Source organism: Mycobacterium sp. GA-1199, assembly GCF_001500045.1.
Classification (GTDB): Bacteria; Actinomycetota; Actinomycetes; order Mycobacteriales; family Mycobacteriaceae; genus Mycobacterium.
Map to the genome: position 1 here is coordinate 230,053 of NZ_LQIX01000023.1, position 12,292 is coordinate 242,344.

Annotated in this window: 8 protein-coding genes; 3 read left to right on the plus strand and 5 right to left on the minus strand. The window is 69.3% G+C overall.

Annotation, left to right across the window (positions count from 1 at the left end; all coding sequences use genetic code 11):
• Window positions 1-27: 27 nt before the first annotated feature.
• The gene (gene pgfA, locus AU198_RS16365) at window positions 28-1,224 is read right to left on the minus strand and encodes a cell envelope lipid trafficking protein PgfA (RefSeq protein WP_064349257.1); all 1,197 of its coding nucleotides are present in this window, start codon (window positions 1,222-1,224) and stop codon (window positions 28-30) included.
• 211 nt (window positions 1,225-1,435) lie between these two features.
• On the opposite strand from pgfA, the gene AU198_RS16370 reads away from it, so the two are divergent.
• The gene (locus tag AU198_RS16370) at window positions 1,436-2,548 is read left to right on the plus strand and encodes an acyltransferase family protein (RefSeq protein WP_064349481.1); all 1,113 of its coding nucleotides are present in this window, start codon (window positions 1,436-1,438) and stop codon (window positions 2,546-2,548) included.
• Here the strand turns inward: AU198_RS16370 and AU198_RS16375 are convergent.
• Window positions 2,517-3,983 carry an AMP-binding protein gene (locus AU198_RS16375; protein ID WP_064349259.1) on the minus strand — a complete coding sequence of 489 codons (1,467 nt, stop codon included), beginning with the start codon at window positions 3,981-3,983 and terminating at the stop codon, window positions 2,517-2,519. The genes AU198_RS16370 and AU198_RS16375 overlap by 32 nt on opposite strands.
• Window position 3,984: 1 nt before the next feature.
• Entirely contained in the window at window positions 3,985-4,956 is a 972-nt protein-coding gene (locus AU198_RS16380; RefSeq protein ID WP_064349262.1) for a phosphotriesterase family protein, read from the minus strand.
• 75 nt (window positions 4,957-5,031) lie between these two features.
• Between AU198_RS16380 and AU198_RS16385 the strand changes: the two genes are divergently transcribed.
• Window positions 5,032-6,627, plus strand: coding sequence for an MFS transporter (locus AU198_RS16385; protein WP_064349264.1), 1,596 nt, complete (start codon window positions 5,032-5,034; stop codon window positions 6,625-6,627).
• On the opposite strand, the gene AU198_RS16390 is transcribed toward AU198_RS16385, so the two are convergent.
• On the minus strand, window positions 6,620-10,765 hold the full coding sequence (locus AU198_RS16390; RefSeq protein ID WP_064349265.1) for an alpha-(1->3)-arabinofuranosyltransferase: 4,146 nt from the start codon (window positions 10,763-10,765) through the stop codon (window positions 6,620-6,622). The genes AU198_RS16385 and AU198_RS16390 overlap by 8 nt on opposite strands.
• A gap of 49 nt (window positions 10,766-10,814) precedes the next feature.
• Complete coding sequence (locus tag AU198_RS25845; RefSeq protein WP_066810839.1) at window positions 10,815-10,988, minus strand: DUF2613 domain-containing protein; 174 nt, start codon at window positions 10,986-10,988, stop codon at window positions 10,815-10,817.
• A 108-nt stretch (window positions 10,989-11,096) separates the two neighbouring features.
• On the opposite strand from AU198_RS25845, the gene AU198_RS16395 reads away from it, so the two are divergent.
• Window positions 11,097-12,269, plus strand: a complete 1,173-nt coding sequence (locus AU198_RS16395; RefSeq protein ID WP_197416129.1) for a glycoside hydrolase family 3 N-terminal domain-containing protein — start codon at window positions 11,097-11,099, stop codon at window positions 12,267-12,269.
• The last annotated feature ends 23 nt before the right edge of the window (window positions 12,270-12,292 follow it).

Sequence of the window (12,292 nt, forward strand, 5' to 3'; positions counted from 1 at the left end):
AGGCCGGTCCGACGACCGACCGCCCGATCAGACCGGTCTGTCCGGGGGCAGGTCGGTCGGTCGAGATGTCGGGATCTTCTCGGTTTTGGCTTCGGCGCCCGGAACCTTGATGCCCTGGGTGTCGAAGAACCCGTGGTCGGCCTCGTCGAGACCGGGGTCGATCAGCGCGGACTCTGCGCGCAGGCTGAACGAGCCGAGCAGCGCGCCGCCGACCAGCAGAACCAGCCCCATCGCGGTGAAGGTGATCGGCAGGATGCGGCCCCACAGCGCCACCCGGTCCCGCTCGTCGCCCGCGCTGGCGACCTGGGACTCGACGGTCTCCTCGTTGAACGTCACCTTGAAGTCGACGAACGTGACCTCGGGCTTGAGCGGATCGCGGGCGTAGTAGTGGTAGCCGTGCTCGTCTTTCTTGACGATGGTTCCCGACACGGGGTCGACCCAGAAGGTGCGCTGCGCGGCGTAGTACCGCGACATCGTGATCGGCTCGTCGGGTTCACCGGGCACACCCCACATCGCCGCGCGGGCGGTGACCTCGCTGTCGGCGTCGTCCTCGTAGAGCGACGCGTACTTCACCGGCTCGACGAGCTTGCCGTCGGAGTCGTAGCCGACGTTCTGGGTGAACCGGTAGGTGGTCAACCCGTTGACGTCTTCTTCGCCGTCGTAGTTGGCGTCGAACGCCTTCTGCGCGATCGGATCGAAGACGGAGTAGGTCTTCTTCTCGGTGTCGAACGGGAACCGGTAGGCCAGGCCCTCGTGTGGCAGCGCGATGTTGGTCGGCGGCTTGTCGTCCTCCATGGCGCGCGGCTTCTGCACCGCGCCGCCAGGATTGCTCTCGCTGGACACCGCTTCGGCGGTGCTGCGGTTGACGGTCACGGTGTCGACCAGCGCCAACAGCAGGCCCGCGTCCTGCTGTTTGTCGGTGCGGCGCAGCGTGGAGCCCACCTGCATCGTCACCACGTCGGCGTTCGACGGCGACTCCACCGTGAGCTGCTCCTGTTGGACCATCGGCACGTCGCGGTCGACGACGAACCGCTCGGCGTTCAGCGATGCCGGGTCGAAGGCCATTCCGCTGCCGTCGCTGATCAGCGTGGCATCGAGGTCCAGCGGGATCTTGGCGATCTTGCTATGGGTGTAGGTGGACAGCAACAGCGCGGCGATCAACAGGGCAGCACCCAGCCCCAAGATCCCGCACGCCGCAATCCGCAGCGCCACTGCGCGGTTCAAACCGTGCCTCCTTCACCTGCGGTATGCCCGCAGAAACCCGTTCGACCCTAACAGCACAACTTAAGGTCGTCGTCGGTCCAGACGCATCCGCCGACCCGTGGTCACCGTGTTCGGCTTCACCGGGCACACTGATTTCGTGGCAGTGGCGGCCGGCGAGACTCGCGACGAGCAGGTGGGCGGAACCCGCGGGTTCCTGCCTGCGGTGGAGGGCATGCGTGCCTGCGCCGCGGTCGGCGTCGTCGTCACCCACGTCGCGTTCCAGACCGGCCACACCGGCGGGGTCAGCGGACGGTTGTTCGGCCGGTTCGATCTCGCGGTGGCCCTGTTCTTCGCGCTCTCGGGTTTCCTGTTGTGGCGCGGGCACGCCTCGGCGGCGCGCGGGCTGCGGCCGATCCCGCCGACCGGCCACTACCTGCGCTCACGGATCGTGCGCATCATGCCCGGGTACCTCGTCGCGGTCGTGGTGATCCTGTCGCTGCTGCCCGAGGCCAAAGCGGACCTGACCGTGTGGTTGGCCAATCTCACCCTGACGCAGATCTATGTGCCGCTCACGCTCACCGCGGGCCTGACCCAGATGTGGAGCCTGTCGGTCGAGGTCGCGTTCTACATGGCGTTGCCGCTGCTGGCGTTGCTGGTGCGACGCGTCCCGGTGCGGGCCCGCATCCCGGTCATCGCCGCCGCGGGACTGGCCAGCCTCGGGTGGGCGGTGCTGCCGATCGCGACATCGGCCGGCGTCAACCACCTGAACTGGCCGCCCGCCTTCTTCTCCTGGTTCGCCGCGGGCATGTTGCTCGCCGAGTTGACCGTCGCACCCGTCGGATGGCCGCACCGACTGGCCCGTCGGCGGGTCCTGATGGCGGTCATCGCGGTCGCGGCCTTTTTGGTCGCCGCCTCGCCGGTCGCCGGCCCCGAGGGCCTCACGCCGGGCACCGTCAGCCAGTTCGTCGTCAAGATCGCAATGGGCGCCGTGGTCGCGGGTGCGCTGCTTGCGCCGCTCGTGCTCGACCGCCCCGACACCCCGCATCGACTGCTGGGCAGTACGACGATGGTGACGTTGGGACGGTGGTCCTACGGACTGTTCATCTGGCACCTCGCCGCGCTGGCGATGGTGTTTCCGGTCATCGGCGAGTTCGCGTTCAACGGGCACATGCCGGTGGTGCTGGTGCTGACGGTCGTGTTCGGATTTGCGATCGCCGCGGTCAGTTACGCGCTGGTGGAGTCGCCGTGCCGAACGGCGTTGCGGCGCTGGGAGTATCGCCATACCCGGCCGGTGCCGCCGCTGGACTCGTCGGTCAGCAGCGTGCCTGAGCCCGTCGCGAGATGACCGCGTCGCGCACCGCCGAACGGCGTGCTTTGCCCGCGTCGTCGCGCAGCGGCGCATCTGTGAATTCGACCGTGCGGGGCACCTTGTGGCGTTCGAGCCGCTCGGACAGGAACGCGACGACGCCCGCCTCGTCGAGACCGTCGGCGTGCACCAGCGCGTACGGCACCTGGCCGAGGTCGTCGTCGGGGACGCCGACCACCAGACACGACAGCACCGCGGGATGCTCGGACAGCGCCGACTCGATCTCGGCGGGATAGACGTTCTTGCCGCCGACGGTGAACATGTCCACCCGGCGGTCGTTGAGGTAGAGGAATCCGTCGTCGTCGAAGTAGCCGAGATCGCCCAGCGAGTCCCAGCCGTCGCGGGACTTCGCCGTCGCGCCGACGTAGCGGTAGGTGGGGGCGCTGCCCGGCGATGGCCGCATGTAGATCTCGCCGACCACCCCGGGCGGGCACTCGTTGCCGTCGTCGTCGAGCACCTTCATCTCCCCGGTGACGACGACACCCACCGAGCCCGGGTGGGCCAACCACTGGCTACCCGAGATGAACGTCAATGCCTGTAACTCGGTGCCGCCGTAGAGTTCCCACACGTTATCCGGTTGCAGTATCTCGATCCAGGCTCGCTTGACCGCGGGTGGACACGGTGCGCCGACATGCCAGAACCGCCGGATCGACGACAGGTCGTAGGCATCGGGATGGGCCCGGTACACGGGAAGCAGGCGCTGCATGATGGTGGGCACCGTCGTCAGCCACGTCACCCGGTGCTCGGTCACCAGGCGCAGGAACTCGTGCGGTTCGAATCGCGGCATCAGCACCAGGTGATGGCCCTGCACGAGTCCGATCGCGAACGTGGTGAAGCCGGTGTTGTGGCTCATCGGCACCGAGATCAGGTTGACGTCACCCTCCTGCGCCCCAAGCGGATAACCCACCAGCGGGGGGAAGCGGCTGTCGTTGCCGGCCTCGATCAGTTTGGGCCTGCCGGTGCTGCCGCCGGATGCCATCGCCTTGAACACCGGCGATACTCTTTCGGGCAGCGGTGCGTCCGACAATCCCCGATCCGGCACGTAACCCGCTGGCACACTTGCTATTCGGCCGGTAGGGTCGGCGCGACCCACCACCAGGGCGCGGGGCCGCAGTTCGAGCAGCCCGCTCAGCTCGGCGTCGGGCAGCCGCGGTGAGAGCGGCTGCGGGACCGCGCCCAGCTTCCAGATCGCCAGCACCGCCTGCACCCACTCGATGGAGTTCGGTAACACCACCGAGACGTAATCACCTTCTCGCACACCGAGTTCGGCGTAGGCGCGGGCCAGCCGATTGGTCGACACGTCGAGCTCACCACGGGTGAGGGTGAGCCCCTCGCAGGTGACCGCGGGCGCGCCGGGTTCGGCGACGGCCAGCCGCGACACCTGCGTGCCGATCGGCGGGGTCGGCTCGGGCATGTCAGTAACCGCCCCGCGTCTCGAAGATCCGGCGCGGGTTGTCGACGAGCATCGTCGTGAGCTGCTCGTCGGTGACTCCCCGCTTCTTGAGCGCCGGAATCACGTCGTTGTGGATGTGCAGGTAATGCCAGTTGGGCATGGTCTGCTCGGCCAGCCCTTCCGGCAACCAGTCCATGTAGCAGGACGCATCGTGCGACAGCACCATCTTGTCGGCGTGGCCTCGCTCGCACATCCGCGCGACGGTGTCCACCCGCTCCTCGAAGCCGAGGAACACGTCCACGCCGAACCGGTCCATCCCGATGTAGGACCCGTTGTCGATCAGCTCTTCGAGGTAGCCCAGATCGGTGCTGTCGCCGGAATGCCCGATGACGACGCGCGACAGGTCCACCCCCTCCTCGCTGAACACCCGCTGCTGGTCCAGGCCTCGCTTGGTCGCGGCGTGCGTGTGCGTCGAGATCGGAACGCCGGTTTCCCGGTGCGCCTGGGCGACCGCGCGCAAGACCCGCTCGACGCCCGGTGTCAGGCCGGGCTCGTCGGTCGCGCATTTGAGAATCGCCGCCTTGACGTCGGTGCCGGCGATGCCGGTGGTGATGTCGCGGACGAACATGTCGACCATCGGCTCGCCGAGCGGGGTTTCCGGCCCGCTGAAGTGGAAGAACATCGGGACGTCGTTGTAGGTGTAGACGCCGGTCGCCACGATGATGTTGATGCCGGTCTGCGCGGCGATACGCTCGATGCGCGGAACATAGCGCCCCATGCCGATCACCGTGAGATCGACGATGCTGTCGACGCCGCGCGATTTGAGCTCGTTGAGGCGGACGACGGCGTCGTCCTCCCGTTGGGCCTCGTCGCCCCAGACCTCCGGATAGTTGGTGGTGATGTCGAGGGACTGGATGAAGACGTGTTCGTGCATGAGCGTGACACCCAGGTCTGCGGTGTCGATCGGTCCGCGGGCGGTGTTCAGTTCCGGCACGCGGCCGATGCTACGAGATAGCGGCCGTTCAATCGGGTACTTGAAACTCGATTCATAGCGAAAGGCCAGAACCGTATGGCGGCATCGTCCAGCGTCCGCGCCGCGCCGTCAGCGTGGGCGCCGCTGCGGTCGCCGATGTACCGGGCGTTGTGGATCGCGCAGCTCGTGTCGAACCTCGGAACGTGGATGCAGACCGTCGGCGCGCAGTGGATGCTGGTCGCCGATCCCGGCGCCGCGGTGCTGGTGCCGTTGGTGCAGACCGCGACGACGCTGCCGGTGATGCTGTTGGCGCTGCCCTCCGGCGTGGTCGCCGATCTGATCGACCGGCGGCGCCTGCTGATCGCCACACAGTCGGCGATGGCGGCCGGTGTCTCGATCCTCGCGATTTTGACCGGGGTCGGCTTGACGACCCCGGCGGTGCTGCTGATCCTGCTTTTCCTGATCGGCTGCGGACAGGCGTTGACAGCCCCGGCATGGCAGGCCATCCAGCCCGAACTCGTTCCGCGCGAACAGATTCCCGCTGCGGCGGCGCTGACCAGCCTGGCCATGAACAGTGCGAGGGCGATCGGGCCCGCGATCGCAGGTGTGCTGGTGTCCCTCTCGGGGCCGACGATGGTGTTCGCGCTGAACGCGGTCTCGTTCGTCGGCATCGTGGTGGTGCTGTTCACCTGGCGCCGGCCGACGGCGGAACGGCTACTGCCGACCGAACGGCCGTTGTCGGCGTTGACTGCGGGCGGGCGCTACATCCGCAGCTCACCGGTGGTGCGGCGCATCCTGCTGCGGGCGCTGCTGTTCATCGCGCCCGGTAGTGCGCTGTGGGGGTTGCTCGCGGTCATCGCCGATCGACAATTACACCTGTCGTCAGCGGGCTACGGCGTGCTGCTGGGTGCGCTCGGTGTCGGCGCGGTGTGCGGCGCGACCGTGCTGTCCCGGCTGCAGATCCGGTTCGGGCGCAACGCACTGTTGACCGTTGGCGCGGTCGGCTTCGCGCTCGCCACCGCGGTGTTGGCGCTCGTCCCGGTGCTCACGGTGGTCATCGTCGCGATGATCGTCGGCGGACTGTCGTGGTTGCTCACCTTGTCGACACTGAATGCGTCCATGCAGCTGAGCCTTCCGGCCTGGGTGCGGGCGCGCGGCCTGTCGGTCTACCAGCTGGTGTTCATGGGCGGGCAGGCCATCGGCTCTTTGGTCTGGGGTCTGGTGGCCGGCGCGACCAACAGCGTGACGGCGCTGCTCATCGCGGCCGGGCTGCTCGCCGCCTGCGCAGTGTCGCTGCTGTGGTGGCCGCTGCACCCGGGCACCGGCAACCTTGACGTCGAACCGTCGGGGCACTGGCCGGAGCCGGCGTTGGTGTTCGAACCGGCCCCGCCCGACGGCCCGGTCGTCGTGCTCAAGACCTACCGGGTCGCATCGGAGAACGAGGCGGCATTCGTCGCGGCGATGGATCGGGTGAAGCGGTCGCGCCAGCGCACCGGGGCCGTGCAGTGGCGGTTGTTCCGCAGCGGCGAATTCCCCAACACGTTCGTCGAGGCGTTCGTCGTGCGGTCGTGGTACGAGCATCTGCACCAGCACGTCGTCCGGCAGACGAACCAGGACCTGATCGCCGAGCAGGAGGTCGACAAGTACGTCGTCGGCGAACCCAAGCTCGAGCATCTGATCGCCGTCAGCTGAGACGCTTCTCCGGCCGCACGGTCGAGGCAGCGACGGCGGCGACCGAGACCAACGCCAGCAGCTGCACACCCCACGAATGCCCGATGTAACCGTCGACCGAACGCCACGGGTTCTGGCTCAGCACCGCACCGGCCAGGATCAACCCACCGGCGGCGGCGCCGACCGTGACTGCCTCGCACAGCTTTTCGCGATTGCGCAGCAGCCAGCGGACGCCGACCGCCAGCCCGACCACCACGACGCCCGCGACTCCCGAGACCGCCGCACCGACGGCCAGCACCGCGGCACCGACGGCGACGGGACGCGGTCGGAACACCGGCACCGGGTCGACCGGCGCCGCGCGCCTGCGCATCGGCAGTAATGCGAGCAGCGCGAGCACCGGCAGCAAGGCCAACCCGCCGATCAGGCCGACACGGTAGGGCATGTTCGTCGGGAAGGTCAGCGTGACTGGGCCGGTCGTACCCGGCGGCAGCACCCAGCCCTGCTGCCAGCCGTTCACGGTGATCGGCGTCAGCCGTGACCCGGAGCTGTCGTGGGCGACCCAGCCGGGGTTGACGCTTTCGGGTACCACGAGCACCCGGGACGCCGACGACGATGCGACGGTCAGCTCGCGACGGTCTGCGCTCCACTGTCCGATCTGCGCGGGAGTGGTTGGCGCCGGCCGTATTTCACCGGCTCGCGGCCCGGCGAGTTGGGCCCCGTCGACGATGAATGCGGCGCCGGGGCTGATGACCAACTCCTGTTGGCCCTCGGGCAGCAGGATCGGCTCGACCCGGCATGGGCGTGCGGCGACGGGTTCACCGTCGAGCAGGGCGCCGACGGTCGTGGTGAGCGAGGTCTGCACGAATTCGCCGGCGACGCCGATGACCGGTCCCTTGCCGCAAGGCATCTCGATCCTGCGGTTCCGGTTGACCGCGGCGTCGGCGGCCGCGATCGGTTCGCCGCGGGTGTCGAGTGCCGTCACCTCGGCCAGGCCGGGCGGTTTGAGTTGGTCGAAGCCGAGCGCCGTGCGGTCGATGATGTCGTCCCAGTCGAGAATCGAGACCGTCACCGTGTCAGTGACTCTCGGTTTGAGATCCACCGTCTGCGCACCCGCATCGCCGGCCACCGGGCGGATCTGGGGACCGTCACCGAGGTCGACGGCCAGCAGCGTCGGGCGTGCCGGCAGTTCAGATGAACTCGGCGTCACCCGCAGCCCGGCGACCTCGCTCCGCCTCGGCAGTTTCAGTGTCAGGGTCGGCGGCGTTCCCTGCTGCACGACGCGCTGCGGGGCGGTCCACGCGGTGTCTGGGTCACCGTCCGCGGCGGCGTAGGCCGAGCCGAGCACGTCGATCGGATCGGCCTCGCCCACAGCGCGAGTGGTGCCGGGCGCGCTGATCAGGTCGGCCAGCTGGGGGCCCTGGCGGGCGCGCACCCACACGGTCGGCGTCACCGCGATCGGCGCCGGAACCGTCAGTGTCCGGCTCAAGTTCACGGGCTCCTCGGCCGAGAGCGCCATCAACGCCGCACACCGGTAGCCGGTCGGGCTCTGCGCGCAACCGGATCGTCCCAGCAACTCCGAGCCCAGATCCCATTGCGCCACAGTCGAATCCGGGGGAGGACCGGGCACGGCCACGGTGTGGCGCAGGCTGACGGGGTGGGCGTAGCCGTTCGCGTCGTACTGGGTGACCGCGAGGTCGGTGATCCCGAATTGCACACCGGGTGAACCGTCGTCGGTGGCCACCGCGGTGAGCCGCACCCACGGTGACTCGCCGTAGGGCAGTGCCGCGGTGAGCGGCTTGCCTGCCTCGTCGAACCGAAGGGTGCTGGTGCCGTTCACCGTCGAGATCTCGATGCGGCGGATCTGTGCGCCGACGGCGGTGGCGCTGGGTGTGACCGTGATGGTCGCGTTGGTGACGGGGTGGTCGAAGTCCACCTGCATCCACTGGCCGATCGCCGACTGCAGCGAGTTGGACACCCAACTGGTCGACGGGTCGGCATCGACCGCCGCGGCCGGACCGGCAGCCGGCGCCACGTTGGGAAGCGCGGTGGAATCGGCCGACGAACTCGACACCGACACCCGGCCGCCATTCCACCGCCCGTAGACGAGATCGGTTCCGGGAGAGGGATAGTCGATGACCCGGTTGTGGGTGTGCCGTGGATCGGCGGGGGTGCGGATCGCCGACGAGTGGTCGTCGACGCGGCCGTAGTCGGTTTCACGCGCGAGCGGAGTGTCGGTGACGGTGACCAGCGGTGCCGGCACGCCCGCGCGCTCGGCGTCGGCGGTCAGGAGCATGGGCCCCAGCGGCGGGCGTTCGAGCAGTCGGCGCCGTTCGTCGAGCCGCAGCAGCGCCTCGGGTGCGCCGTCGATGCGCGCCATGCGGTCGGTGTCGACGAGGTAGGGCGTCACCAGGGTTTCGGCGTGTACCCGGTAGATCTCGACGGCGGGGTAGCGCGGCCGCAGGCCGCTGTCGGAGACGAACCCGGCCAGGGTGCCCGCGCCGACCGGATCGCCGAACTCGGCGACCTTCTCCAGGCCCGGTGAGCCGTCGATCGCGCGGTGCACCAGCAGCGGCCGCGCCGACCGCGATGACTCCGGGTCCAGGTCATTCCGCACCACGACATACGAGATCCCCTGGCGGGCAAGGGTATCCGCCAGGCCCGCAGATGGGCGGCCCGCGGCGAACAGTCGCTGCACGGAGTCCAGCGCGCGGATGGTCTCCGGCGGGGTCAACGGAATCGAATCGCGCACACCCCACGGGCTGTCGCCGAGGACCTGCAGCGGTTCGTCGTGGCTGTTGCCCCACACCTGGGTGGCGAACGGAGCGCCCGGCGCCACCAGGACGCGGCCGTCGGTGTTGTGCTCGTCGAGCCACTCGGCGGTGTCGTGCCAGTACTGCGGTATCGCCTCGAAAGCGCCTGGCGGAGTGAGCCGTCCGGTCCACGCCAGCGACGTGCCCGCGGCCAGGGCGACCAGCACGACCATCCCCACCGCGACCCGTTTGTCCCGTTCGGGGTGCGCCCACGCGGTCGTCCACTGCGCCCGCGGCGCGCTACCGGGCAGCGGAATGCGGCCGAGCAGATGCGCCAACCCCAACGCCAGCGGCAGCCGCAACAGGGGTTCGAGCTTGTGCAGGTTGCGCAGCGGCGTCCCCGACGCGTCGAGGAACGCCTGAACCTGCAGCGCGATCGGTGAGCCCAGCCCGCCGGAGTAGCCGACGGCGAGCAGCGTGACACCGGTCAGCAGGATCACGATCAGACGACCGCGGGCGGGCATCGACTTCAACGCCAGCCCCGCCAGGCCCGCGGCGGCGACCAGGGTGGTGGCCAGCACCGCGACCGAACCGGTCACCAGGGACGCTCCGGCCGTCGCGTTGGGCGCGACGAACGGGGTCCAGGCGTCGGTGCCGCGCAGCATCTCGGTCAGCGACATCCACCGCGTGGTGACGCCGGAGGATTCGATGAAGTCGAGGAACGGTGGGCTGACCCGACCCAACATCACCAGCGCGACCGCCCACCACAGCACCGCCAGCGTGATGCCGAGCGCCCACCACGCCGTGAACCGCCACCACAGCTTTGTGGGCCGGTGACACGCCAGCCAGATGGCCGCGCACAGGCAGCCGGTGAGAGTGGCCACCGCGTTGACCGCACCCATCAACGCGATCGCTACCGCGGAGCGCATCGCCAGCACCCGTACGCGGGGATCGCCCCGCATGACCAAGACGACCGGTAGCAGCACCCACGGCGCCAGCATCATCGGAAGCGTCTCCGACGAGATCGCGCCGAGTGTGGTCAGCGCCCGTGGCGACAGCGCGTAGGCGACCGCCGCGATCACCCGCGACGTGGGACTGCCGATGCCGAGCGCCTCGGCCACCCGCAGGACACCCCAGAACCCGACCACAAGCAGCAGCGCCCACCACAGCCGCTGGGTGACCCAGCCGGGCAGTCCGACGATGTCGCCGATCAGGAAGAAGGTGCCGTGCGGGAACAGATACCCGTAGGCCTGGTTCTGGGCTTGTCCGAAGGGCAGCTCGCTGTTCCACAGGTTGAACGCGCGCGCGAGGAACCGCAGCGGATTGGCTGTCAGGTCGAGCTTGGTGTCGGGTGAGATCTGTCCGGGTGACTGGGCGAACGTCAGGATCAGCGCCGCCGCAGCGGCCACCCACAACCAGCGCCGGGAGAGCGGGGCCGGGTGCGTGCCGGCCCGGGAGTCAGCTGCGGTCGCCGTACTCGACCCTGTTGAGCACCGAAGACGCCGGATCGCCCGCTTGCAGAGGAGGCTTGTTGTCCTGCTGCACCATCAGCGTCACACCGAACACGGCTGCCGCACCCAACAGCAGACCGACCACGATGCTGGCGGCGGCGGGCACGAGGAACCGATCCATGCGGCAAAAGTAGCATGCGGACCATGTGCGCAGCTGAACGCATATTCTCGTCGCACACGCCGACCACGAGATAGAACTGAGCCACCGCAGCCGTTAGTGTCGAGGCCCATGGCCTTGCCCCGCGCATTGTGTGCCCTCGCCGCCGCTCCCGTATTGCTGATGGCGTGCTCGCCTGCCGCGCAGGAAGCCGCGCCCTCACCGACGTCCGCGCCCATCACCAAGGCGGCGACCGCCGTGCCCGCGGCTCCGGCGCCGGGCGCACCCGCCGCTCCCGCATGTGGAGCCGGAGAATCGCTGCTGTCGGCCATGTCGACCCGCGACAAGCTCGCCCAGCTGCTGATGGTCGGGGTCACCAACGCGGCGGACGCGCGCGCGGTCGTCGACAACCACCACGTCGGCGGCATCTTCGTCGGCAGCTGGACCGACCTGTCGATGCTGTCCGACGGCTCACTGGCAGGCATCGCTGCATCGGCGACCCCGCTACCGCTCGCGGTCAGTGTCGACGAGGAGGGCGGCCAGGTGTCGCGGTTGGCCGGGCTGATCGGCAGCCAACCGTCGCCGGCCTCGCTGGCGGCCAGCAGCACGCCAGACGAGGTGTACAACATCGCGCTGAAGCGGGGTCAAGCCATGCGCGGGCTCGGCATCACGATCGACTTCGCGCCGGTCGTCGACGTCGACGCGGGCGGTGCCATAGGCGACCGGTCGTTCGGCTCCGATCCGGCCGTCGTCACCGATTTCGCCGGCGCGTATGCCCGTGGCCTGCGCGACGGCGGCGTGATGCCGGTGCTCAAACACTTCCCCGGCCACGGGCGCGCCTCGGGCGACTCGCACACGGGCGGTGTCACCACGCCGCCGATCAGCGACCTGCAGACCACCGATCTGGTGCCGTACCGGACGCTGACCAGCCAGGCGCCGGTCGGAGTGATGGTCGGTCACCTACAGGTGCCCGGGCTGACCGGCAGCGATCCGGCCAGCCTGAGCCCGGCGGCCTACGCGCTGCTGCGGTCGGGCAACTACGGCGGCCAGCCGTTCAACGGCCCGGTGTTCACCGACGATTTGTCCGGTATGCGGGCCATCACCGACCGGTTCGGGGTCGCCGAGGCGGCGCTGCGGAGCCTGCAAGCGGGCGCCGACGTCGCGCTGTGGCTGAGTACCGGTGAGGTGCCCGCCGTGCTCGACCGGCTGGAGAAGGCGTTGGATGCCGGTGAGCTGTCGATGTCCAGCGTCGACGCCTCGGTGCTGCGGATCGCTGGGATGAAGGGCCCCAACCCGCGCTGCTGATTCGCGCCCATGCCCGCTGCTGA